This window comes from Pseudomonas sp. LPB4.O (genome assembly GCF_038383825.1).
Lineage (GTDB): Bacteria > Pseudomonadota > Gammaproteobacteria > Pseudomonadales > Pseudomonadaceae > Aquipseudomonas > Aquipseudomonas putida.
Genome location: NZ_CP151298.1, coordinates 1,783,230 through 1,806,038 on the forward strand (window position 1 = coordinate 1,783,230; position 22,809 = coordinate 1,806,038).

Annotated in this window: 20 protein-coding genes and 1 tRNA gene; 11 read left to right on the top strand and 10 right to left on the bottom strand. The window is 63.4% G+C overall.

The genetic code is table 11. The annotated features are described in order from the left end of the window. Window positions 1-78 precede the first annotated feature (78 nt). A complete protein-coding gene (locus tag MRBLPB4O_RS08050; RefSeq protein ID WP_341798030.1) occupies window positions 79-1,644 on the bottom strand; it encodes a PAS domain-containing methyl-accepting chemotaxis protein in 1,566 nt (521 codons plus the stop codon). A gap of 164 nt (window positions 1,645-1,808) precedes the next feature. After that, the gene (gene acnA, locus MRBLPB4O_RS08055; RefSeq protein ID WP_341798031.1) at window positions 1,809-4,550 is read right to left on the bottom strand and encodes an aconitate hydratase AcnA; all 2,742 of its coding nucleotides are present in this window, start codon (window positions 4,548-4,550) and stop codon (window positions 1,809-1,811) included. A 224-nt stretch (window positions 4,551-4,774) separates the two neighbouring features. Between acnA and rlmM the strand changes: the two genes are divergently transcribed. Next, complete coding sequence (gene rlmM / locus MRBLPB4O_RS08060) at window positions 4,775-5,839, top strand: 23S rRNA (cytidine(2498)-2'-O)-methyltransferase RlmM (protein WP_016500765.1); 1,065 nt, start codon at window positions 4,775-4,777, stop codon at window positions 5,837-5,839. Between the two features lie 325 nt (window positions 5,840-6,164). On the opposite strand, the gene MRBLPB4O_RS08065 is transcribed toward rlmM, so the two are convergent. Then, on the bottom strand, window positions 6,165-7,289 hold the full coding sequence (locus MRBLPB4O_RS08065) for an IS481 family transposase (protein ID WP_341797812.1): 1,125 nt from the start codon (window positions 7,287-7,289) through the stop codon (window positions 6,165-6,167). Window positions 7,290-7,712: 423 nt separating this feature from the next. On the opposite strand from MRBLPB4O_RS08065, the gene MRBLPB4O_RS08070 reads away from it, so the two are divergent. The 3 genes from MRBLPB4O_RS08070 to pdxB are packed head-to-tail and all read left to right on the top strand — an operon-like array spanning window position 7,713 to window position 9,376. Continuing rightward, window positions 7,713-7,934: a hypothetical protein gene (locus MRBLPB4O_RS08070; RefSeq protein ID WP_341798032.1), complete on the top strand. Its 222-nt coding sequence runs from the start codon at window positions 7,713-7,715 to the stop codon at window positions 7,932-7,934. After that, entirely contained in the window at window positions 7,931-8,173 is a 243-nt protein-coding gene (gene tusA, locus MRBLPB4O_RS08075) for a sulfurtransferase TusA (RefSeq protein ID WP_016500764.1), read from the top strand. The genes MRBLPB4O_RS08070 and tusA overlap by 4 nt, the downstream gene beginning before the upstream one ends. A 60-nt stretch (window positions 8,174-8,233) precedes the next feature. Then, window positions 8,234-9,376 carry a 4-phosphoerythronate dehydrogenase PdxB gene (pdxB, locus tag MRBLPB4O_RS08080; protein ID WP_341798033.1) on the top strand — a complete coding sequence of 381 codons (1,143 nt, stop codon included), beginning with the start codon at window positions 8,234-8,236 and terminating at the stop codon, window positions 9,374-9,376. A gap of 108 nt (window positions 9,377-9,484) precedes the next feature. Here the strand turns inward: pdxB and MRBLPB4O_RS08085 are convergent, their stop codons facing one another. Beyond that, window positions 9,485-9,658 carry a PA1571 family protein gene (locus MRBLPB4O_RS08085; RefSeq protein ID WP_193393751.1) on the bottom strand — a complete coding sequence of 58 codons (174 nt, stop codon included), beginning with the start codon at window positions 9,656-9,658 and terminating at the stop codon, window positions 9,485-9,487. A gap of 208 nt (window positions 9,659-9,866) precedes the next feature. Here MRBLPB4O_RS08085 and MRBLPB4O_RS08090 point away from each other — a divergent pair, with 208 nt between their 5' ends. Together MRBLPB4O_RS08090 and MRBLPB4O_RS08095 are read left to right on the top strand one after the other, a co-directional pair. Then, complete coding sequence (locus MRBLPB4O_RS08090; protein ID WP_341798034.1) at window positions 9,867-11,630, top strand: ABC transporter transmembrane domain-containing protein; 1,764 nt, start codon at window positions 9,867-9,869, stop codon at window positions 11,628-11,630. Between the two features lie 190 nt (window positions 11,631-11,820). After that, window positions 11,821-13,437: a methyl-accepting chemotaxis protein gene (locus tag MRBLPB4O_RS08095; protein WP_341798035.1), complete on the top strand. Its 1,617-nt coding sequence runs from the start codon at window positions 11,821-11,823 to the stop codon at window positions 13,435-13,437. 54 nt (window positions 13,438-13,491) lie between these two features. On the opposite strand, the gene MRBLPB4O_RS08100 is transcribed toward MRBLPB4O_RS08095, so the two are convergent. Together MRBLPB4O_RS08100 and MRBLPB4O_RS08105 are read right to left on the bottom strand one after the other, a co-directional pair. Continuing rightward, a tRNA-Pro gene (locus MRBLPB4O_RS08100) sits at window positions 13,492-13,568 on the bottom strand. An 80-nt stretch (window positions 13,569-13,648) separates the two neighbouring features. Continuing rightward, on the bottom strand, window positions 13,649-13,870 hold the full coding sequence (locus MRBLPB4O_RS08105; RefSeq protein ID WP_016485624.1) for a YgdI/YgdR family lipoprotein: 222 nt from the start codon (window positions 13,868-13,870) through the stop codon (window positions 13,649-13,651). Window positions 13,871-14,057: 187 nt separating this feature from the next. Between MRBLPB4O_RS08105 and moaB the strand changes: the two genes are divergently transcribed. Further along, the gene (moaB, locus tag MRBLPB4O_RS08110) at window positions 14,058-14,597 is read left to right on the top strand and encodes a molybdenum cofactor biosynthesis protein B (protein WP_341798037.1); all 540 of its coding nucleotides are present in this window, start codon (window positions 14,058-14,060) and stop codon (window positions 14,595-14,597) included. Then, on the top strand, window positions 14,581-15,807 hold the full coding sequence (gene glp / locus MRBLPB4O_RS08115; RefSeq protein ID WP_341798038.1) for a gephyrin-like molybdotransferase Glp: 1,227 nt from the start codon (window positions 14,581-14,583) through the stop codon (window positions 15,805-15,807). The genes moaB and glp overlap by 17 nt, the downstream gene beginning before the upstream one ends. On the opposite strand, the gene MRBLPB4O_RS08120 is transcribed toward glp, so the two are convergent. After that, complete coding sequence (locus MRBLPB4O_RS08120) at window positions 15,796-17,043, bottom strand: glycosyltransferase family 4 protein (RefSeq protein WP_341798039.1); 1,248 nt, start codon at window positions 17,041-17,043, stop codon at window positions 15,796-15,798. The genes glp and MRBLPB4O_RS08120 overlap by 12 nt on opposite strands. 309 nt (window positions 17,044-17,352) lie before the next feature. Between MRBLPB4O_RS08120 and yegS the strand changes: the two genes are divergently transcribed. Beyond that, window positions 17,353-18,240, top strand: coding sequence for a lipid kinase YegS (gene yegS / locus MRBLPB4O_RS08125; protein ID WP_341798040.1), 888 nt, complete (start codon window positions 17,353-17,355; stop codon window positions 18,238-18,240). Here yegS and MRBLPB4O_RS08130 read toward each other — a convergent pair. The 3 genes from MRBLPB4O_RS08130 to MRBLPB4O_RS08140 form a co-directional block, all read right to left on the bottom strand. Beyond that, on the bottom strand, window positions 18,224-18,883 hold the full coding sequence (locus MRBLPB4O_RS08130) for a response regulator transcription factor (protein WP_341798041.1): 660 nt from the start codon (window positions 18,881-18,883) through the stop codon (window positions 18,224-18,226). The genes yegS and MRBLPB4O_RS08130 overlap by 17 nt on opposite strands. Beyond that, window positions 18,873-19,769: a histidine kinase gene (locus MRBLPB4O_RS08135; protein WP_341798042.1), complete on the bottom strand. Its 897-nt coding sequence runs from the start codon at window positions 19,767-19,769 to the stop codon at window positions 18,873-18,875. Before MRBLPB4O_RS08135 ends, MRBLPB4O_RS08130 begins: the two co-directional genes overlap by 11 nt. A gap of 365 nt (window positions 19,770-20,134) precedes the next feature. After that, entirely contained in the window at window positions 20,135-20,644 is a 510-nt protein-coding gene (locus MRBLPB4O_RS08140; protein ID WP_341798043.1) for a histidine kinase, read from the bottom strand. Between the two features lie 350 nt (window positions 20,645-20,994). Between MRBLPB4O_RS08140 and MRBLPB4O_RS08145 the strand changes: the two genes are divergently transcribed. After that, window positions 20,995-21,930, top strand: a complete 936-nt coding sequence (locus MRBLPB4O_RS08145) for a chemotaxis protein CheV (RefSeq protein ID WP_341798044.1) — start codon at window positions 20,995-20,997, stop codon at window positions 21,928-21,930. A gap of 55 nt (window positions 21,931-21,985) precedes the next feature. Then, on the top strand, window positions 21,986-22,789 hold the full coding sequence (locus tag MRBLPB4O_RS08150; RefSeq protein WP_341798045.1) for an MOSC N-terminal beta barrel domain-containing protein: 804 nt from the start codon (window positions 21,986-21,988) through the stop codon (window positions 22,787-22,789). The last annotated feature ends 20 nt before the right edge of the window (window positions 22,790-22,809 follow it).

Here is a 22,809-nt window from a genome sequence, read left to right on the forward strand (position 1 = left end):
CTTGTGGGAGCGGGCATGCCCGCGAACACCGGCCGGGCCGGTGCCATCCACAGCGGTGGAGTGCTTAAGTCGCGAGCATTAGCGGTTGAACCGCTCCACCAGTGAATACTGGCTACCCGCCGTGCTGGTCAGCTCCTCGCTCAGCAGTGCCGAATGCTGCGCCTGTTCGGCGGTTTGGTCGGCCAGTTCGGCAATGGTGCTGATGTTGCGGCTGATTTCGTCGGCCACTGCAGTCTGCTCTTCGGTAGCGGCGGCAATCTGGGTGGCCATGTCGGTGATGTTGGCCACCGCTTCGCTGATCCCCACCAGTGCCTCGTCAGCCTGCATCACACGGTCGACGCCTTCCTGCGCCTGGCGGTGGCCGGTTTCCATGGTCAGCACGGCGTTGCTGGCGGTTTGTTGCAGCTTGGCAATCAGGCCGTGGATCTGCCCGGTGGACTCGGCAGTACGTTGGGCCAACTGGCGTACTTCGTCAGCCACCACGGCAAAGCCACGGCCCATTTCACCGGCACGCGCCGCTTCGATGGCCGCATTCAGTGCCAGCAGGTTGGTCTGGTCGGCAATGCCCTTGATCACATCGACCACGCCACCAATCTCGTCGCTGTCCTTGGCCAGTTGGGTGACCGTCTGACCGGTTTCGCCCACCGCTGCCGACAGGCGCTCGATGGCCTCGCGGGTCTCCCCGGCAATCTGCCGGCCCTGGCTGGTCAGGCGGTTGGCTTCCTGGGTGGCATCGGCGGTGCGCTGAACGTGGTTGGCCACTTCCTGTGTGGTGGCGGCCATCTGGTTGACGGCGGCGGCGACCTGCTCGGTCTCCACCCGCTGGCGCTCCAGCCCCGAAGAACTCTTGTGTGCCAGGGCGTCGGACTGGCGCGCCTGGTCGCTGAGGTGTTCGGCACTGTCCTGCAGGCGGGTCAGGCAGGTTTTCATGCGGGCATCTTGGCTGAGCATGGCCATTTCCAGGCGCGCCTGTACGCCACGGCTATCGGTGAACATCTGCGCGATCAGCGGGTCGGAGGTGGTCTGTTCGGCCAGGCGCAATAGGCGCTTGAGGCCGCGCTGCTGCCAGCTCAAGCCCAGCAGGCCCAGGGGTACGGATAGCGCGGCAGCCAGGGCAAAGCCCCAGGAATGGCCCAGCCAGTTGCCGATCAGGAAGCCCACCTGGCTGATCAGGATGAAAGGCAACCAGTCCTGCAGCACCGGCAGCCACTTGTCCCTGCGAGGTACCGCTGGCTTACCCTGGTTGATGCGCTGGTACAGTGCTTCGGCGCGGCGAATCTGCTCAGCGGTTGGCTTGACCCGCACCGACTCGAAACCGACAACCTGGTTATTGTCGTAAATCGGTGTGACGTAGGCGTTGACCCAGTAGTGGTCGCCGGACTTGCAGCGGTTCTTGACGATGCCCATCCACGGCTGGCCCTGCTTCAGGGTTTGCCACATATGGGCAAACACGGCAGGCGGCACGTCGGGGTGGCGTACCAGGTTATGCGGCGCGCCGGTCAACTCTTCGCGGGTGAAACCACTGATGTCGATGAAGGCATCGTTACAGTACGTGATCACGCCCTTGGCGTTGGTGGTGGAGATCAACCGCTGCTGGGCAGGGAAAGTCCGTTCTCTCTGGGTAATCGGCTGGTTGTTACGCATGGGGTGATAGTCCGCAGGGCTTTGGACAGGTATCGGCAAGCCACTGGTTTTATTGAATGATTATTTAATGTGGCTGGGTTGGGGTTGTCGTTGTCGCTATGGCGCCTGAGAATCGAGCGCCACCCGCGCGGCGCTCGGTCTATCTCCAGCCGTACCTCCCAGCCTCAGCCGGCGATCATCTGTCGCAACACGTAGTGCAGAATTCCGCCGGCTTTGAAGTACTCCACCTCATTCAAGGTATCGATCCGGCACAGCACCTCGATCTGTTCCTGCTGCCCATCTTCGCGGGTAATGCGCAACGGCAGGCTCATGCCTGGGCGGATCTGTGCACCGCTCAAGCCCAGCACGTCGATCCGCTCCTTGCCGGTCAGCACCAGCTGCTTGCGGTCGTGGCCGGCCTTGAACTGCAGCGGCAGCACGCCCATGCCCACCAGGTTGGAGCGGTGAATGCGCTCGAAGCTTTCCGCCAGCACCGCCTTGACCCCCAGCAGGTTGGTGCCCTTGGCCGCCCAGTCGCGGCTGGAGCCGGTGCCATATTCCTGGCCGGCGATCACCACCAGCGGGGTGCCTTCCTGCTGGTAGCGCATGGCCGCATCGTAGATCGACAACTTCTCGCCGCTTGGCACGTGAAGGGTATTGCCACCTTCCTCACCCCCCAGCATTTCGTTGCGGATACGGATGTTGGCAAAGGTACCGCGCATCATCACTTCATGGTTGCCACGCCGCGAGCCATAGGAGTTGAAGTCGCGGGGCTCCACGCCCTTCTCGCGCAGATAGCGCCCGGCAGGGCTGTCGGCCTTGATGTTGCCGGCAGGGGAGATATGGTCGGTGGTCACCGAGTCGCCCAGCAGCGCCAGTACTCGCGCGCCCTGGATGTCGGCGATTTGGGGGGGCGGCCCGCCGATGTCGTCGAAGAACGGCGGGTGCTGGATGTAGGTAGAGTCGGCCTGCCACACGTAGGTGGCAGCCTGTGGCACCTCGATGGCCTGCCACTGCGTATCGCCGGTAAACACTTCGGCGTATTCCTTGTGGAACATCGCCGTATCGACCTTGGCCACTGCGTCGGCGATTTCCTGTTGGGTGGGCCAGATATCGCGCAGGTACACCGGCTGCCCATCCTTGCCCGTACCCAGTGAATCGCGGGTCAGGTCTACCCGCACGCTGCCCGCCAGGGCGTAGGCCACCACCAGCGGCGGCGAGGCCAGCCAGTTGGTCTTGACCAGCGGGTGCACGCGGCCTTCGAAGTTGCGGTTGCCCGACAGCACCGAGGCCACGGTGAGGTCGGCGCTGCCGATGGCTTTCTCGATCGCTTCGTCCAGCGGGCCGGAGTTGCCGATGCAGGTGGTGCAGCCATAGCCGACCAGGTCGAAGCCCAGTTGATCGAGGTAAGGGGTGAGCCCCGCTGCCTCGAAGTAGTCGGTGACGACCTTGGAGCCCGGCGCCAGCGAGCTCTTGACCCAGGGTTTGCGTTGCAAGCCTTTTTCCAGGGCCTTTTTCGCCACCAGCCCAGCCGCCATCATCACACTGGGGTTGGAAGTGTTGGTGCAGGAGGTGATTGCGGCAATCACCACCGCGCCATCGCGCAGGGTGTGAGTCTGGCCTCCATGGCTGTAGTCGATCTCGCCAGCCTGGTCGGCGTTGCCCACCGCTACACCGCCGCCGCCCTCGCTTTCCAGGCGGCCGACTTCCTTGGCCAGCGGCTTGGGCTGCAGTTCGATGAAATGGTCAAAGGCCTGGCTGACCTGGCCCAGCGCCACGCGGTCCTGCGGCCGCTTGGGCCCGGCCAGGCTTGCTTCGACCTCGTGCATGTCCAGTTCCAGGCTGTCGCTGAACAACGGCTCCTGCCCCGGCAGGCGCCACAGGCCCTGAGCCTTGCAGTACTGCTCGACCAGTTGCACAGTCGCGTCCGGTCGGCCCGACAGGCGCAGGTAGTCCAGGGTCACCTCGTCAACCGGGAAGAAGCCACAGGTGGCGCCATACTCCGGTGCCATGTTGGCGATGGTCGCACGGTCTGCCAGCGGCAGCTCGGCCAGGCCGTCGCCATAGAACTCGACGAACTTGCCCACCACACCTTTCTTGCGCAGCATCTGCGTTACCGTCAGCACCAGGTCGGTGGCGGTGATGCCCTCGCGCAGCTTGCCGGTCAGTTTGAAGCCGATCACCTCGGGAATCAGCATCGACACGGGTTGGCCGAGCATGGCCGCCTCTGCCTCGATGCCACCGACACCCCAGCCGAGCACGCCCAGGCCATTGATCATGGTGGTGTGCGAGTCGGTACCGACCAGGGTGTCGGGGAAGGCGTAGGTGCGGCCATCGGCTTCACGGGTCCACACCGTGCGGCCCAGGTATTCCAGGTTGACCTGGTGGCAGATGCCGGTGCCCGGCGGCACTACGCGGAAGTTGTCGAAGGCGCTCTGGCCCCAGCGCAGGAAGGCATAGCGCTCGCCATTGCGCTGCATTTCGATATCCACGTTCTCGCCGAAGGCCTGCGGCGTGCCGTAATGGTCGACCATTACCGAGTGGTCGATCACCAGGTCTACCGGTGACAAGGGGTTGATCCGCTGCGGGTCGCCGCCGGCCTTGGCCATGGCTGCGCGCATGGCGGCCAGGTCGACCACGGCCGGCACGCCGGTGAAGTCCTGCATCAGCACGCGCGCCGGGCGGTATTGGATCTCGCGGTCGGAGCGCCGCTCGCTTAACCATTGGGCAATGGCGCGCAAGTCATCGCCGGTGACGGTGTGGCCGTCCTCCCAGCGCAGCAGGTTTTCCAGCAGCACCTTCAGCGACATGGGTAGGCGTTGCAGGTCGCCCAACTGGCGGGCGGCCTCGGTAAGGCTGAAATAGTGATAGGTCTGGTTGCCGACCTGGAGGGTCTTGAGGGTGTTCAGGCTGTCGAGCGAGGGCATTGCCAACTCCTTCTGCGCCGGTGCCCGGCAAATACTCAAGGTCTGCCGGTGTCACCGCTCTGTTTCGATCCGCACGGTACGGACCTGGCTGAGTGGTCAGGTTAGACCGGTTTGCGGCCCCTGACCCTTTTCTGGACCGGCGGGGCGTGTCGCAGGTTCCGAACTTCCTTTATTATCGCCGCCCTGCCGGCGCCTGTTGCGCGCCAGCCGTAGTGGAGTGAGAGATGAATACCCTGTTCATGCATTGCCGGCCCGGTTTCGAGGGCGAGGTGTGCGCCGAAATCAGCGAACATGCCGCCCGTCTGGGTATTGCTGGCTATGCCAAAGGCAAGCCGCACAGTGCCAGCGCCGAGTTTGTCTGTACCGAAGAAGGCGGCGCCGAGCGGCTGATGGGGGCGCTGCGTTTCAACGAGCTGATTTTCCCGCGCCAGTGGGCCCGGGGCGGTTATGTCGAACTGCCGGAAACTGACCGCATCAGTGTGCTGCTGGCGGAGCTGGCCGACTTGCCTGTGTTCGGCAGCCTGTGGCTGGAAGTGCTGGACAGTAACGAAGGCAAGGAATTGTCTACCTTTTGCCGCAAGTTCGAAGTGCCGCTGCGCAAGGCGCTGGAGAAGGCCGGCCGCCTGGTTGACGACGCCAGCCGCCCACGCCTGCTGCTCACCTTCATCAGCGGCCGGCGGGTGTTCGCCGGTGTTGCGCCGGCCAACAACAGTGCCCTGTGGCCCATGGGCATTCCGCGCCTGAAATTCCCCCGCGAGGCACCCAGCCGCTCGACCCTCAAGCTGGAAGAAGCGTGGCATCAGTTCATCCCGCGCGAGCAGTGGGAGCAGCGCCTGGGCGATGACATGACCGGCGTTGATCTGGGCGCTTCGCCGGGTGGCTGGACTTACCAGCTAGTGCGCCGGGGCATGCTGGTGACCGCCATCGACAACGGCCCGATGGCCGAAAGCCTGATGGACACCGGCCTGGTTCAGCACTTGATGGCTGACGGTTTTACCTGGCAGCCGAAGCAGCCGGTGGACTGGATGGTGTGCGATATCGTCGAGAAGCCGGCGCGCACCACCTCGCTGATCGAAACCTGGCTGGGCGAGGGACTATGCCGCGAGGCAGTGGTCAACCTGAAGCTGCCGATGAAGCAGCGCTATGCCGAAGTACGCCGGCTGCTCGACCGCATGGAGGCGACGTTCAAGGCGCGCAAGATCAGGGTATCGATTGCCTGCAAGCAGCTGTACCACGACCGCGAGGAAGTGACTTGCCACCTGCGCCGGCTCGATCTGAAACCGCGCTGAGCCCAGCGCGCTGTTCGCGCTCCGGCTGTAGCTCTTGCTTCGGTTTTTGCTTCTAAGCGCGCGGTAGCTCAGGCGACGCAGATTGCGACTTCAGGAGGCCGAGCGCAGGGCTTGCGAAGGGAGGTGACGGGCATGGATGCCCGTCAAGCGCTGGGCCCCAGGATGGGGCCTGCAGCGCGGTCCTCCCGGGAGCAAGCCCGGAGCGAGGGGGCCCCGGAGCGTAGCGCAGGGGCCGGATGATGGGAGCGGACGGCTTTGGTTACTTTGGCCAAGATGTAGAGACCGGACACATCGCTGACACGTGTACGGAGACATGGTTGACACATTATGGTCCGTAATCAGGTTTATTTACGTCGATGGTTCGCAGCCGCTGATGGCAAAAATAGACATCGAACATGTCCCCGCCATCCCGCCCAGGGCGAATCGCTACAGTATGCCCAACCAGGCCTTTTGCGATGCTGAAATAGCGTTTCTGGAAGTGGAAGCGACTGTGATAAACCTTGGCGAGGATATCGTCCGGCCCATATTCAAACTCCTCAAGCCGATTGGGGTAGGCCCACGGGCTGGTGTGATATCTGGCCATCGGTACTTGGTACCCCAAAGCCTGGTGGGGTCGCTGTAGGTTGTAAATTTCACGCCATCGATCAAACGCCGTTTGGGCTTGTTCCAGGGTCGAGAACTGCCGACCATCGAGTACTTCAGCCTTCAAGGAGCGGTGGAAACGCTCAATCTTGCCATTCGTCTGAGGGTGGTACGGGCGACTAAAACTGATCCTTATTCCCAACTGAATCAACCAGATACTTAGTTCTGTCACCTCTCCAGGGTTGCGCGGCGAACCCCAGGGAGCACCATTATCGACGTTGATTCGTACCGGTAGGCCATAGCGCTGGAAGACCTCGATCATTTTAGCCCTGACCGTCGCTCCTCGCTCGTTATCGCAAGCATGAATGGCCAAGTTGAAGCGGGAGTGATCGTCAAGAATGGTCAGCGGGTGGCACCGGCCTTGCTGCAGGGCGAAGTGGCCTTTGAAGTCCATCTGCCAGAGATCGTTGGGCGCATCGTGTTCAAACCTAAGCCGCGCCTCTCGCGTCTTTTCAGGACTCTGGATCAGTTCATGACGGTGCAACACGTTAGTGACGGTACTGGGGGCAATACCCTTGCTCAGCAGGTTGCTGATGGTGCGTCCGCCCCAGGCCGGATGCTCCTGTCGAAGGGCTACGACTTGGGCTTCCAAGCTAGCCTCGGTCAAGCGAGGGCTGCTAGCCGGCCGCCGAGATCGCTCTTGTAAAGCGGCCGAGCCGCCTTCTTCAAAACGGCGCAGCCATTTGTATCCGGTTTGAGGGCTGATACTGAAGTGTCGGCATAACGCTCGAATATTGGCATCCGGTTGTCGCGCCAGGGATACGAACTCTTCTTTCAGGCTCATGGCGTTTCTCACGTTCCAAGGCATGGTGAAAATCCTGGCAAGTGGGCTACCAGAAAGTGTCAACCATGTCTCCGTACACGTGTCCACCATGTGTCCGGTCTCTACACCAAGACCAAAGTAACCCGCCGGAAGGGCGGAAAGGTGACTCAGCGCCACCTGCGCGAACGAATGTCTACACTGTGTTGAGGCCCATCTCGCAAGAAGCTAAAAAGCGGATCTGGCTGTTTTGGTTCAGCGAACAGTCCATTTGTGATGGCGACGCTTACTCACCTTTTCGCCCTTACGGCGAGTCACTTTTTGTCAAACGCGACAAAAAGTAACCAAAAAACGCTGCGCTCCGATCATCCGGCCCCTGCGCTTCGCTCCGGGGTTCCCTCACTCCGGCCTCGCTCCCGGGAGGACCGCGCTGCAGGCCCCATCCTGGGGCCCAGCGCTTGACGGGCATCCATGCCCGTCACCTCCCTCCGCAAGGCCTGCGTTCGGCCTCCTGAAGTCGCGAAGATCAAGATCAAGATCAAGAGCAAGAGCAAGAGCAAGAGCAAGAGCAAGAGCAAGAGCAAGAGCAAGAGCAAGAGCTGGGCTGGCGGGCAGCTGCGCATTTCTCAAGCGGTGCTTGGACCGCGTCGCGCTATGCGCGACAATGGCGATCATTTTCGGAGCCCCCCATGACCGATTTCACCCCCGACGCCATCCTCGATGCCACCGGCCTGAACTGCCCGGAACCGGTGATGATGCTGCACCAGCACGTGCGCGACCTGGCCGCCGGCGGCCTGCTCAAGGTTATCGCCACCGACCCGTCGACCCGCCGCGACATCCCCAAGTTCTGCAACTTCCTCGGCCACGAACTGCTGCAGCAGCAAGAAGACGCCGGTACCTTCCTGTACTGGATTCGCAAGAAAGCCGACTGAAGCGCTCTGGAACACGCCCGACGTTGCGCCTACACTGCGTTCCCCAGACAGGAGAGCGCCATGCTGATAGTTGCCGACGAGAACATCCCGCTGCTCGATGCCTTTTTCCAGGGTTTCGGTGAAATCCGCCGTTACCCCGGCCGAAGTCTCGATGCCGCCAGCGTCAAGGACGCCGATATCCTGCTGGTGCGCTCGGTAACCAAAGTCGACCGCCAGTTGCTCGAAGGCAGCCGCGTACGCTTTGTCGGCACCTGCACCATCGGTACCGATCACCTGGACCTGGACTACTTTGCCGAAGCCGGCATTTGCTGGAGCAGTGCGCCGGGCTGCAATGCCCGCGGTGTGGTCGACTACGTGCTGGGCAGCCTGTTGACCCTGGCCGAGCTGGATGGCGCGGCACTCCCCGAGCGGGTGTATGGCGTGGTGGGCGCGGGTGAAGTGGGTGGCCGCCTGGTGCGGGTGCTGCACGGCCTGGGCTGGAAGGTGCTTGTGTGCGATCCGCTACGCCAGGCCGCCGAGGGCGGCAACTACGTCAGCCTCGAAACCATCGTGCAACAGTGCGATGTGATCAGCCTGCATACCCCGTTGCAGCGCGATGGCGAGCACCCGACCTGGCACCTGTTAGGCCAGGCGCAGCTGGCGCAGTTGCGGCCGGGTGCCTGGCTGATCAACGCCAGCCGTGGTCCGGTGGTGGACAACGCCGCCCTGCGCGAGCTGCTGCTGGACCGTGAAGACGTGCACGCAGTGCTGGACGTGTGGGAGGGCGAGCCACAGGTCGACCTGCAACTGGCCGACCTGTGCACATTGGCCTCACCGCACATTGCCGGCTACAGCCTCGACGGCCGCCAGCGTGGCACGGCGCAGATCTACCAGGCGCTGTGCCGGTTCCTGGGTGTGGACGAGCAGGTGCAACTGGCCGACTTGCTGCCCCGACCGCCGCTGGCGCAAATCGAACTGGATGCCAGCACTGACCCGGCCTGGGCCTTGGCGACCCTGTGCCGCGCGGTGTACGACCCACGCCGCGACGATGCCGACTTCCGCCGCAGCCTGAGTGACGACCCGCAGCAGCAGCGTGCGGCGTTCGACCAGCTGCGCAAGCAATACCCGCCGCGGCGCGAGATCGAAGGGTTGGCAGTGCGCTTGCGTGGGGAGTCGCCGCAGTTGGCGCAGCTGGTGAGTGCCTTGGGGGCGGAGTTGGTCTGACAAGCTCGCAATTCCCCCAGGTTTTTACAGCCCCTGTAGGAGCGGCGTACAGCGGCTGTCAGGCAATAAAAACCCGGCGCAGGCGCCGGGTTGCAAAAAAATCGCTGATCAACCTTTGTGTACGCGCTCGACCCGGCTTTCTTCCAGGGCCTTGCAGGCCTGCTGGATCATCTGCTCGGTAATTGGCACTTCGCGCCCCTTGCCGTCGATGATCGAACCGCATGCCTGGGGTGGCGGGGTGGTCTGAGGCTTCTGGTTGTCACTGCCATGCTGCAAGCTCATGCACTGTCTCCTCTTCAGGTTCAAGTTCAGGGTAGCCCTGCGCCGTGACTGGGCTGTGACAGCTTCTGTGTCACGGCAGCAACAGTCCAACAGAAACCCTGTGAAAGCTCCATCATCTGTTTAGACCGATGCGTTATAGCAACCTGCATGCATTCCCCCTGCCGGATGAGTGGTAGTCTGCGGTTTCCCCGCCATCGTAGCCGCCGCCATGCCCGATTCGGTTTCCCCTCGCCAACGCCGAGCCTTGCGCCTGGCCTGGCAGTTCGTTCGTCCGTACCGTCGACAGGTGCTGCTGGCCTTGTTGGCCCTGGTGGTTACTGCCGCCATCACGCTGTCCATGGGGCAGGGCATCCGCCTGCTGGTAGACCAGGGCTTCATGACCCGCTCGGCGCACCAGCTCAACCAGACCATCGGCCTGTTCCTGCTGCTGGTGCTGGCCCTGGCGGTGGGCACCTTCAGCCGTTTCTACCTGGTGTCGTGGATTGGCGAGCGTTGCGTGGCCGATATCCGTCGTGCCGTGTTCGACCACCTGATCGGCCTGCACCCCGGCTTTTTCGAAGACAACCGCAGTTCCGAGATCCAGTCGCGGCTGACCGCCGATACCACCTTGCTGCAATCGGTTATCGGCTCATCGCTGTCGATGTTCCTGCGCAACGCGCTGATGGTCATTGGTGGTGTGGTGCTGTTGTTCATCACCAACCCCAAGCTCACCAGCATCGTGGTGGTGGCCTTGCCGCTGGTGCTGGCACCGATCCTGCTGTTTGGTCGCAGGGTGCGCAGCCTGTCGCGCCAGAGCCTGGATCGGGTGGCCGATGTGGGCAGCTACGTGGCCGAGACCCTGGGGCAGATCAAGACGGTACAGGCCTACAACCACCAGGCGCATGACCGCGAACGGTTCGCCGACACGGTCGAAGCCGCCTTTGGCGTGGCCCGCAAGCGGATTGCCCAGCGTGCCTGGCTGATTACCCTGGTGATCGTGCTGGTGCTGGGGGCAGTGGGGGTGATGCTGTGGGTCGGCGGCATGGATGTGATTGCCGGGCGTATCTCCGCAGGCGAACTGGCGGCGTTCGTGTTCTACAGCCTGATCGTCGGTAGCGCGTTCGGCACCCTCAGTGAGGTGATCGGCGAGCTGCAACGGGCAGCGGGTGCGGCCGAGCGCATTGCCGAGCTTTTGGCGGCGCGCAGTGCGATCCTGCCACCCACCGTGGCGCAGACGCTACCGCAGCAACGGGCCAGTGGACGTATCGAGTTGCAGCAGTTGGTGTTCGCCTACCCGTCACGGCCCTCGGTGGCAGCCGTCGATGGCCTGAGCCTGGTCATCGAGCCCGGGCAGACCGTGGCCCTGGTTGGCCCCTCGGGGGCGGGCAAGTCGACCCTGTTCGATTTGTTGCTGCGCTTTTACGACCCACAGCAAGGGCGCATCCTGCTCGATGGCCTGCCGGTGACCGAGCTGGACCCCGACCAGTTGCGCCGCCAGTTCGCCCTGGTGGCGCAAAACCCCTCACTGTTTCGCGGAACGGTGGAGGCCAACATCCGTTATGGCCGGCCCGATGCGACCCTGGCCGAAGTCGAAGCAGCGGCGCACGGTGCCCATGCCGACGAATTCATCCGGCAGCTACCGCAAGGCTACCAGACGCCCTTGGGCGAGGGTGGCATCGGCCTTTCTGGCGGGCAACGCCAGCGCCTGGCGATTGCCCGGGCGTTGCTGGTGGATGCACCGATCCTGCTGCTGGACGAGGCCACCAGCGCGCTCGACGCGCAGAGCGAACACTTGATCCAGCAGGCGTTGCCCAGCCTGATGGCCGGGCGTACCACGCTGGTGATCGCCCATCGGCTGGCCACGGTGCAGCATGCCGAGCGCATTGCGGTCATCGACAAGGGCCGGGTGGTGGCGGTGGGTACCCACCGCCAGTTGATCGAGGAAAGCCCGCTGTATGCGAGGCTGGCGGCCTTGCAATTCACCAGCGGCTAACGCTTCGCGAGTTTGTAACAATTTTGTAGCAATTGCCTGAGAATATCTGGCTCAACTGTTGCGTAAGTGCTCGACCTGGCTGCCATTGCTTGATGGCAGCTTTTTTTTGGCCTGCCAACAAGGACATGGAATGTCTTACCTGGTGTTGCGGATGCGCGCCATTCCTTTCCTTCCGGTTTCGAGATCCACGATGTTGCGTAAATCCCTCAGAGTGCAAATTCTCTCGCTGCTCGGCGGCAGCCTGGTGGCGATGCTGTTGATCGCCCTGGTGTGTTTCCAGTTTTTGTCGTCCAGCGTGCGCGGTTATGCCGAGCTGGTGGAGGGGCCGCTGCGGGCCTCGCAATTGATCGATGAAGCCAACCTGCAGTTCAAGATCCAGGTGCAGGAATGGAAGAACGTGCTGTTGCGCGGGCGCCAGCCGGCTGAGATGGACAAGTACTGGCAGCAGTTTCAGGCTCGCGAACAGCAGGTGCAACAACTGCTCGGGCAACTGATCGACAGCAGCGACGCCAGGCTCAAGGCGCCGTTGCAGCAACTGCGTGACAGCCATCGGCAGTTGGGCCAGGCCTATGCGCAGGGCCGTCAGGCCTTCCTCGCCGCCGGTGGCGACCCGGTAGCCGGCGACCTGGCGGTGAAGGGTGTAGACCGCGCCGCCAGTGAGCAGATGAGCGAACTGGTCGAGCAACTGCGTGCCGATGCCCGCCAGCGTGCGGCCAGCATCAACGCCAGTGCCGAACGCACGGTATGGCTGGGCTTGCTGGTGATGCTGGCCTCGGCGGTACTGGTGGGGCTGTTCAGCCTGTGGCTGGTCAACCGCAGCCTGATCGAGCCGATCCGCCAGTTGATCGAGTACGTCGCGCAGCTTAGCCAGGGCCGTTTTGCCGCCCGCGTGGACAGCCGCCGCGAGGACGAACTGGGGCGCCTGGCGCGGGCGGCCAACACCTTGCGCGACTTTCTCGCGGACACCGTCGGCCGGCTGAAGGACAATGCCCAGGAGCTGGAAGGTGCCAGTGGCCAGTTGCGCAGCATTGCCGGCGACATGGCCCGCGGCACCCATGACCAGTTCCAGCGCACCGACCAGGTGGCCACGGCCATGCACGAGATGTCTGCCACCGCCCAGGAAGTGGCCCGCCATGCTGCTGAAGCTGCCCGCGCAGCGGATGACGCCGACCACAGTGCCCAAGCGGGTGAGCAGGTGATGCAGCAGACCATCGATATCATTGGCGTGGTCAACCGCGAAATCGCCGGCACGGCGGCGGTAATCCGCGACCTGGAACACGACAGCACGCGCATCGGCAAAGTGCTCGAAGTGATCCGCGGTATTGCCGAGCAAACCAACCTGCTGGCGCTGAACGCGGCCATCGAAGCGGCCCGTGCCGGCGAGGCCGGGCGTGGCTTTGCGGTGGTGGCCGATGAGGTGCGCAGCCTGGCCCAGCGCACGGCAGCCTCGATTGCCGAGATCCATCAGATCATCGAAGCGGTGCAGTCAGGTGCGGTTGAAGCGGTCAAGGCCATCGAAAGCGGCCAGCAGCGAAGCGAAGAGGGGGCCGAGCAGGTGCAGCAGGCCGGGCAGATGCTGCAACGCATCACCCAGGCGGTAGAGGCGATCCGCGACATGAACCGGCAGATCGCCACGGCGGCCGAAGAACAGACCAGCGTGGCCGAAGACATTTCGCGCAACCTGATCGAAATCACCCGCATTGCCACGGCCAACCAGGAGTCGGTGCAGCACACCGAGCAGGCGGGGCAACGCCTGCATGGGTTGTCCGGGCAGCTGGGCGAAGTAACCTCGCGCCTGAGCGCCTGACACTTTTCAGGGGCAACAAAAAGCCCGCGCAAGGCGGGCTTTTTGAAAAGGATCTGGTCGGAGAGACAGGATTCGAACCTGCGGCCTTCTCGTCCCGAACGAGACGCGCTACCTGGCTGCGCTACACTCCGATGAACAAAATCCTACTGCATCCCGTTTTCGCCCACAAGCCCTTGTTGTTGTAGGGGCCTTTGCCAAAACAGGTGCTTGATCAGAGCTCTTTGACGGTGCGGATCTGGTCCTTGTTCAGGCGCGTGCGCTTACCGTCGAGTTGCTCGAATTCGTAGAAACCGGAGTCTTCGTCGAAGGAGGGTTTATCCGTTGCCTGGATCTCCCGGCCATCGTTCAGGGTGATGACGGTAGGGGTCGAGCAGCCAGCGAGGGCGCCCAGGCCCAAGGCTAGCAGGAAGGCGGGTAGGGTCCGTTTGATCATCGTGTTTCTCCAAGTGCGATGGTGCTAGATGACATTTATGACGCAGGACATTAGTGTAAGTTCACTCCAAGTGCAGCATAGCGACAAATCTGTCTTCTTGATCCAGGGCAAGGCTGATGGCGCAACGCCGGGCAAAGGTACGCTGTGATATAACTGCGGCCATCTCATCCTGTTGTGACGGACACCCATGAAAGCCAAGGCAGATACCCCCTTCGTGGCGCTGAACATCGCCGTGCTGACGGTCAGCGACACTCGCACCTTCGACACCGACACCTCTGGCCAGCTGTTCGTCGACCGCCTGAGCGCAGCGGGCCACCGCCTGGCCGAGCGCGTACTGCTGAAAGACGACCTGTACAAGATCCGCGCCCAGGTCGCCACCTGGATTGCCGATGACTACGTGCAGGTGGTACTGATCACCGGTGGCACCGGCTTTACCGGCCGTGACAGCACGCCCGAGGCGGTGGCCTGCCTGCTGGACAAGCAGGTCGAAGGCTTTGGCGAGCTGTTCCGGCAGATTTCCGTGGCCGACATCGGCACCTCCACCGTGCAGTCGCGCGCCCTGGCCGGGTTGGCCAACGGCACCTTGGTGTGCTGCTTGCCGGGCTCGACCAATGCGGTGCGCACCGGCTGGGACGGCATCCTGGCGGAGCAGCTCGATGCACGCCATCGCCCATGCAACTTCGTGCCGCACCTGAAGCAGGCAGCGGCCTGTGACAGCCGTGGCTGAGGCTAGCCAGGCCCGGCCATTGATGCCGGTGGAGCAAGCCCTGGAGCAACTGCTGGCGCTGGCCGAAGCGGCGCCGATCCGTGACACCGAGAACCTGCCGTTGGCCGAGGCCGAGGGCCGCGTGCTGGCCACTGACCTGGTGGCCACGCTCGACCTGCCGCCCTGGCCGAACAGTGCCATGGACGGCTATGCCTTGCGCAAGGCCGACTGGCAGGGCGAGCCACTGCCGGTCAGCCAGAGGATCTTCGCCGGCCATGCGCCGCAGCCCCTGCAGCCGGGCACCTGCGCGCGCATCTTCACCGGGGCGCCAGTGCCTGAAGGTGCCGATTGCGTCGAGATGCAGGAAAACACCGAGGTGGCCGAAGACGGTCGGGTGCGCTTTCTCGAGCCCTTGCATGCCGATCAGAACATCCGCCCTCAAGGCCAGGAGACCCGCAAGGGCGAGCAGGTGATGAGCGCCGGCACCCGGCTGGGGCCTATCGAACTGGGCCTGGCGGCGACCCTGGGCCACGGCCGACTGGACGTGGTGCGCAAAGTGCGGGTGGCGGTGCTGTCCACGGGTGACGAACTGGTCGAGCCCGGCCTGCCGCTGGGGCCGGGGCAAATCTACAACAGCAACCGCCGGCTGCTGGTCAGCTGGTTGCAGCGGCTGGGCTGCGACGTGGTCGATGCAGGCATCCTGCCTGATGATTTGGCGCTTACCCGCGCCTGTTTGGCCTCGCTTGGCGACGTTGATCTGATCTTGTCTACCGGTGGTGTCTCGGTGGGCGAGGCCGATTACCTGGGTGCAGCCCTACGCGAGGCGGGCGAGCTGGCCTTGTGGAAGCTGGCGATCAAGCCGGGCAAGCCACTCACCTTCGGCCACTTCCAGGGCGTACCGGTGATCGGCCTGCCGGGTAACCCGGCCTCTACCCTGGTCACCTTTGGCCTGCTGACCAGGCCCTATCTGTTACGTCGCCAGGGCGTGGGCGATGTCACGCCGCTGCGCTTCGACATGCCGGCAGGCTTTGACTGGCCCAAGGCCGGCAAGCGGCGCGAGTACCTGCGTGCACGCATCGAGCAGGGCCAGGTGCGTATCTACAAGAACCAGAGCTCCGGTGTGCTGCGCAGCGCAGCGTGGGCCGAAGGTTTGGTGGAAGTGCGAGAGGGCAGCACGCCGAAACAGGGCGACAGCGTGCCGTTCATTCCCTTCAGCGAGCTACTTGGCTGAGCGGCCCAGCCAGGCACTGCCCAGCGGCGCGGCGTCGGCCGGCGCTGCCTGGGCCAGGCGCATGTGCACGTTCTCCAGTTGCTGGGCGGCCACGCTCCAGTCGTGGCGTTGGCGGGCGAACTGGCGCCCGGCAGCGCTCAACTGGCTCATGCGCCAGGGCTGGTTGAGCAGTTGGGTGATCAGCAGGGCCAACTGGTCGCCGTCATCACTGCCCAGATAGTGCTCGCCGTTGTTTGCGGTCAGGCCCGATACGCCTTTGCCGGTGGTGATCACCGGTAGGCCTGCGGCCATGGCCTCCAGGATTTTTACCTTGGAGCCCCCGGCATAGCGCAGCGGCGCGAAGAACAGTGCCGAACGCTTTTGCAGCTCACGCAGGTCAGGGCGGTAGCCGAACCATTCGATGCGCGGGTCGTTCCAGTGCAGTTTCCAGCTGGCCGGCAGGGCATGCCCGGCTATTGCCAGGCGCACAGCCGGGTTGCTCATCCACACCTGCGGCATGATATCTTCCAGCGCCCACTCGATGGCCTCGAGGTTGGCGCCATATTCGAAGTTGCCGACGAACAGCAGGCGCTGGCTGTGTAACGCGGGCTCCACGTGCTGGTAGAAGTCACAATCCACACCGTTGACCACCACATTCACCGGTCGCCCGCTGATCTGCGCGATCAGCTCGGCGTCGTGGGCGCTGACTGCCACCAGCTCGGTGGGCTGGCATAGCACCCGCTGTTCCCAGCGCCGGTAGCGCCAGCGGTCGAAGGCGTTGAGTGGGCGCAGCCACAGGGGCAGCCGGTCATGGCAGGCACCGCCCATCACCGACTCGAGCGTGTGTTCGCTGAGCATGTAGGGCAACCCGCGGGCCTGCAGGGCCTTCTCGAACGGTTGAAAACTGTAGCTGTGCTCGATCTGGATCACGTCCCAGGGTTCGTCCAGCAATTGCTCGAAACGGTGCCGCAGGCAAGGGGACAGGCCGTTGATGATGGCCCGCATGGGGTAGTCGATGATGGGCGAAGCCAATAGGTTCAGCGGGCTGTGCAACGGCCGACGGGGCATTACGATCAGGCGTTCGAGCAGTGGCTCCAGGGCTTCGCGGGCTGTATCGCTGAGGGGGATTTTCGACTGCGCCAACAGGGTAATGCGGTGGCCCTGCTGTGCCAGTGCGCGCATCAGGTGGTATTGCCGGGTTTTGCTACCGCTGGTGGTCGGCCAGGGTAGGTAGGGCAGTGTCCAGAGAATGCGCATGACCCGGAATCCTCGTGAAAGGCCGCGGATGAAAAGACGCGCCCATCGGCAGTGTGCTGAACACCACTGCCGGGGCGCGTCCATGGCTAGGGTTTCGAGCCCGGCAAACAGAAGTCAAAAGGCTGACTTCCCAGGTAGCTGTGTTTGCCTAGGTCAAAAACTTGTCAAAAGTTCATTTTCTGAGCATAGCGCGCATTGTCGGGTGTGGGAAAAAGACCACGCTGGCTTCTGTATTTTTTTGTGGGCATGCAACGATCGGTGAGCGGGCATGGTCGAGATCTGGGTCGGTCAACTTCACGGAGAAGCGCGATGCAAAGGCGCAAGGCAATGCTGATCCTCCATGGCAAGCAGGCGATGAATGAAGCGCTGCGCAGCGCCGTTTGCGACCTGCGCGATACCGGCTGGGTGCTGGATGTGCGTGTCACCTGGGAGGCGGGTGACGCGCAGCGCCTGGTCGGCGAGGCGCTCGCGGCGGGCTACAGCCATATCGTCGCAGGCGGTGGCGACGGCACTTTACGGGATGTGGCCGAGGCCATGGGCCTGGCAGATGCCGAGGCCAGCCTGGCGCTGTTGCCGCTGGGCACGGCCAACGATTTCGCCAAAGCCGCCGGCATACCCCTGGAGCCTGCAGAGGCACTGGCGCTGCTGAATACACCGGCGCAGGCTATCGACCTGGGCCAGGCCGGCGACCAGTTGTTCCTCAACATGGCCACGGGCGGGTTTGGTAGCCAGGTCACCGCCAACACCTCCGAAGACCTGAAGAAGGTGCTGGGTGCTGCGGCCTACCTGTTTACCGGGTTGTCGCGCTTCAGCGAGCTGCAGGCAGCCTCGGTGGAACTGCAAGGGCCTGACTTCCAGTGGCAAGGGAGCCTGCTGGCGCTGGGTATCGGCAATGGTCGCCAGGCGGGCGGCGGGCAAGTGCTGTGCCCTGAGGCGGTGGTGAATGACGGCTTGCTCGACATCGCCATCCTGCCAGCGCCGCAAGAGGTAGTCGGGGCACTGCGCGACCTGTTGGCCGGTGACGGGCTTTTCGTCCGCGCCAGGTTGCCCTGGGTCGAGATCAAGAGCGCGCAGGGCCTGGACATCAACCTCGATGGCGAGCCGTTGCAGGCCGGCAACCTGCGCTTTCAGGCCAAGCCTGGCGCGTTACACCTGCACCTGCCGGCCGGGTCGCCGCTGCTTAGTCATCCAGGCTGATGATTTTCTCGCGTACAGCGAACAGCACCAGGCCGGCCACATCATGAATCTGCAGGCGCTTCATGATTTGCGAGCGGTGGGTTTCCACGGTCTTGATCGACAGGCCCAGGCCCGCGGCGATTTCCCGGGTGGACTTGCCGCGCACGATCAGGCGCAGGATTTCCAGTTGTCGCGCAGTGAGGTTATGCCGTTCGCCAGTCGCTTGGTTGCCCTGCTTGGTGTGCCGTAGGGCCTGGTTGATGACGGTGTGGGCAATGGCCGGGCTGAGGTAGCGCTCGCCGTTGCGCACTGCGCTCAGGGCCTGCTCCAGCTCGGTGGCGCTGGTGTCCTTGAGCAGGTAGCCGTGGGCGCCGCTTTCCAGGGCCCGCATGATCAGGTCAGGGTCGGTGTGCATCGACAGGATCAGCACCTTGCATGTACTTGCGCTTGCCCGCAGTTGGGTGAGGGCGTCCAGGCCGCTGGTCGACCGCATGGAGATGTCCAGCAAGACGATGTCGGGCGCCAGCGCGCGCACCTGTTCGAGCAGTTGGCTGCCGTCGTCGGCTTCACCGATCACGTCATAGCCGGGGATGTCGCAGACCAGTGCGCGCACACCGGCGCGGATCAGCGAGTGGTCGTCAACCAGCAGCAGTCTACAGGTCATGGGTGGCCTTGCTCCCGGCGCGTTGCTGGGTACGCGCAGGCCACGGGAACACCGCCTCGATACGCGTACCCAAGCCGAGCTGGCTGGTGATGTCGAGGCTACCCTGCAAGGCGGTGACCCGTTCCTGCATGCCAGCCAGGCCGCGCTGGCCTGCGTCGGCCGGGTGCCGTGCCGGGACGAAACCACGGCCATCGTCGTGGATCGACAACGCCAGCCCCTCAGGGGTGCGCTGCAGCTGGATGATCAGGTTATCTGCCTGGGCGTGGCGCAGCATGTTGGTCACGGCCTCCTGGGTAATGCGAAACACCGCCATGGCCACAGCTTCGTCGATGCCGCCCAGGCGCTGGTTGCACGCCAGGCTCCAGTGCACGCTGCTGCTGGCCAGGGTACGCACCAGGTGCGCGCGCAGGCTGGCTTCCAGGCCCAGGCTGGCCAATTGCCGAGGGTTGAGCAGGGCGGACACGTCGCGTACGTTGTCCAAGGTGTCATCCAGCGTGCTGCGCAGGGTGTTGCAGTGGCCTTGCAGCTCGTCGGGCATGCGCCTTTGCAGCCACTGCAGCTGCAGCTTGGCGGCAGTGAGCAGCTGGCCGATGTCGTCGTGCAGTTCCCGGCCCAAGTGCTGGCGCTCGTCTTCCTGGACCTTGAGCATGCGCTCGGCCAGTTCTGCCGGGCGCAGGCTGATCGACTTGGCGCTCAGGCCCAGGTAGACGACGGTGCCCAGCGTAGCGACCAGTTGCAGCACCAGCAGGCTGGCCGGGGCTGCCTGGTTGGCCAGGTACAGCATCAGGTTGGCGACCAGCGAGGCCACGCATAACGCGGCCGTCACCCAACGCAGCAGGGCAACGCGGGAGCAGCAACGCAAAGAAGTCTTCAAGCGTGGAAGCATAGGTAGGGAAGCCACTGAAGTATTGCTGATGGAGGCCTTGCACAATGCTGCTCAGAGGCTTTGGCGCAGTACTTTCGATATTTTTTTGAGCACGTGATCGTTCAACCTTTATTCAGGTTGCAAGCGTTTATGGGGGCGCATATTACCACTTCGCACTGTATCGGTCGCGGCGGGGTAATGCCTTGAAACGCCTGCGGGTCGGGCACTGGCGAGTGGCAAAGTGCCACCCATTGATCGCGCATTACGTACTTGTAGTGCAACTAGCGCGTTAGAGATTCATCTTGGCCCCCGAAAACTTGGCTAACTTCCCTAGTTCGATCTTTGTGGGGCATGAACGAACGTGCTTAGTTGCACTTCGTGTCAGGTTAATACGGTGGGTTCCACCGGCCTGTGCCTGTGCCGCGTGCCACTGGAGCGTGCGGGTGGATGCACACGCTGCCGTGCTCGTCGCAGGAGGTACAGGCTTGCGCAAACGGTTGCTTCACGACCTTGGCCAGGTCGCTGAGCAGCACCAGTTGCTCGCCGATGTCCAGGTTCAGCCGCCCGGTACGGGTATCGACCAGTTCCAGTTGCCAGGCCAGCAAGGTAAGGCAGGCCCCTAGCGCGGGCAGGGCTTCACGTTGCAGGCAGCCGCGGTGACAGGCGGGGGCAAGCAACTGATGCAGGGCATTGGTGTAATGGGCGACTTCACGCAGGCCCAAGCGTGTAGCCTGCCTGGCAAGGCTCTCGAGGGTGTTGTCCAGGCAGCGGCAGGCATCTGGATCATTGTCGATCAGTTCCAGATGCTGCAGACACTCCTGGGCCTGGGTCAGCAAGACCTGGGCATCCAGCAGATAACCCTGCAGGGCGTCATCGAACGATAAGGCAGTGTCCATGATCAGGTCCCCGCGCGTAGGGCAGGCGCAGGGGGCGGGCACGCCGAAACGATAGCTAGCAAAAGCCTGACTCCATTCATGCATTGAGAATGGCGTCACATTAATGGCTAAAGGATATCGCGAACATCAGGTTGCACCCGATTGCAGGTAGGGGTTTCCCTGATATCGAGCTCAGGTGGGGAACTTTTGTCGCGCTGCTGATTTGCCGTGTAATGCCCGCAGTAAAGCATGATGGTAAAGTGATATCAATTGCCTTCACGGCATTTTCGCGCAAGGGTCAAGGTGCGCGTGAAGCCGCCGATACAGGGTGGATGCTTACACTTTTTTGACTCAAGCCTGGGGGTTTTCCAATGGCTGGCATTCTCGACACAGTAGACCAACGCACGCAACTGGTGGGTGAGAACCGCCTGGAAATTCTGATGTTTCGCCTGGCCGGCCGCCAGTTGTTCGCGATCAACGTGTTCAAGGTGCAGGAAGTGCTGCAACTGCCTAAGTTGACCCTGATGCCCCAGCGCCACGCCTTCGTCTGCGGGGTGGTCAACCTGCGCGGCCAGACCCTGCCAGTGATCGACCTGTCCCAGGCGATCGGCATGCGCCCGCTGCAGCCGGGGCCGGACAGCACCATCATCGTCACCGAGTACAACCGGTCGGTGCAGGCCTTCCTGGTGGGTGGTGTCGACCGTATCGTCAACATGAACTGGGAGTCGATCATGCCGCCGCCTGCCAGCGCGGGTCGCCAGCATTACCTGACCGCCATCACCAAGGTGGATGAAAAGCTGGTGGAGGTGATCGACGTGGAGAAGGTGCTGGCTGAGATTGTGCCGTACAACGCCCGGGTCTCCGGTGAGAAGCTCGCCGACCCGGTGCTGGCCCGTGCCCGCGGGCGCGAGGTGCTGCTGGTGGACGACTCCAGTGTGGCTCTGGCGCAATTGCGTGACACCCTGTCCCAGTTGGGGGTGAAGCTGCACGTGGCCAGTGACGGCCTGAAGGCGCTGCGCATGCTCAAGGGCTGGGCCGATGCGGGCGAGGATGTGTGCGAAAAGCTGCTGATGGTGTTCACTGACGCCGAAATGCCGGAAATGGACGGCTACCGGCTGACCACCGAGATTCGCAGCGATGCCCGTTTGCGCCAGCTCTACGTCGTGCTGCACACCTCGCTGTCGGGCAGCTTCAATGAATCCATGGTGAAGAAGGTGGGTTGCGACAACTTCCTGTCCAAGTTCCAGCCTGATCGCCTGGTCGATGTGGTCAAGCAACGCCTGCTGCTGGATACTGCCACTGCGTGATCGCCGGGCCAGCCAGGTATAAGCTTGGCTTTTGGCATGACGCGAGGCGGCAGGGATGTTTCTCAGTGAGTTGTATCGATACCCGGTGAAGTCGGGCCAGGCGCAAAGCTTGCAGGCATCACGGGTGGGGCTGTTGGGGTTGCAGGGTGACCGGCGCTGGATGGTGGTCGAGGAAGAAACTGGACGCTTCCTGACCCAACGGGCCTGGCCACAACTTGGCCAGATCGACGCGCGTGATGACGACAACGGCCAGTTACTGCTGCAGGCGCCCGGGCTTGTGCCGTTGCGGGTGCCTGTACCTGCAGGCGATGACGGCCTGCGTTGCGTGACGATCTGGCGCGACACCCTGCGCGTGCCCGACGCTGGCGACGCAGCAGCGGCCTGGTTGAGCGCGTTGCTAGGCAAGGCCGTACGGCTGGTGCACTGCCCGGAGCAGCGCGCGCGTTACCTGCCCAATGGCTATGGCTACAACAGTGACCGGGCGGCGTTTCCCGACGGCTTTCCCTTGCTGCTGATTGGGCAGGGCTCGCTCGACGAGCTTAACCGGCGTATTGGCCGGCCCATGGAAATGCTCCGCTTTCGACCGAACCTGGTGGTGCAAGGGGCAGAACCGTTTGCCGAGGATGGCTGGAAGCGGATTCGCATTGGCAGCCTGGAATTTCGCGTGCTAAAGCCCAGTGTGCGGTGCATCTTCACGACCATCGACCCGGCCACCGGGGAGCGCAGTGCCGACCGCGAGCCGATGGCAACCCTCAAGACCTTCCGCGAGAAGGAGGGGGATGTGCTGTTCGGGCAGAACCTGGCGGTGGATGGCAGTGGGTGGCTTGAACCAGGAATGCAGGTGGAAGTTCTGAAGTGAATGTGCTGCCTGAACCGGCC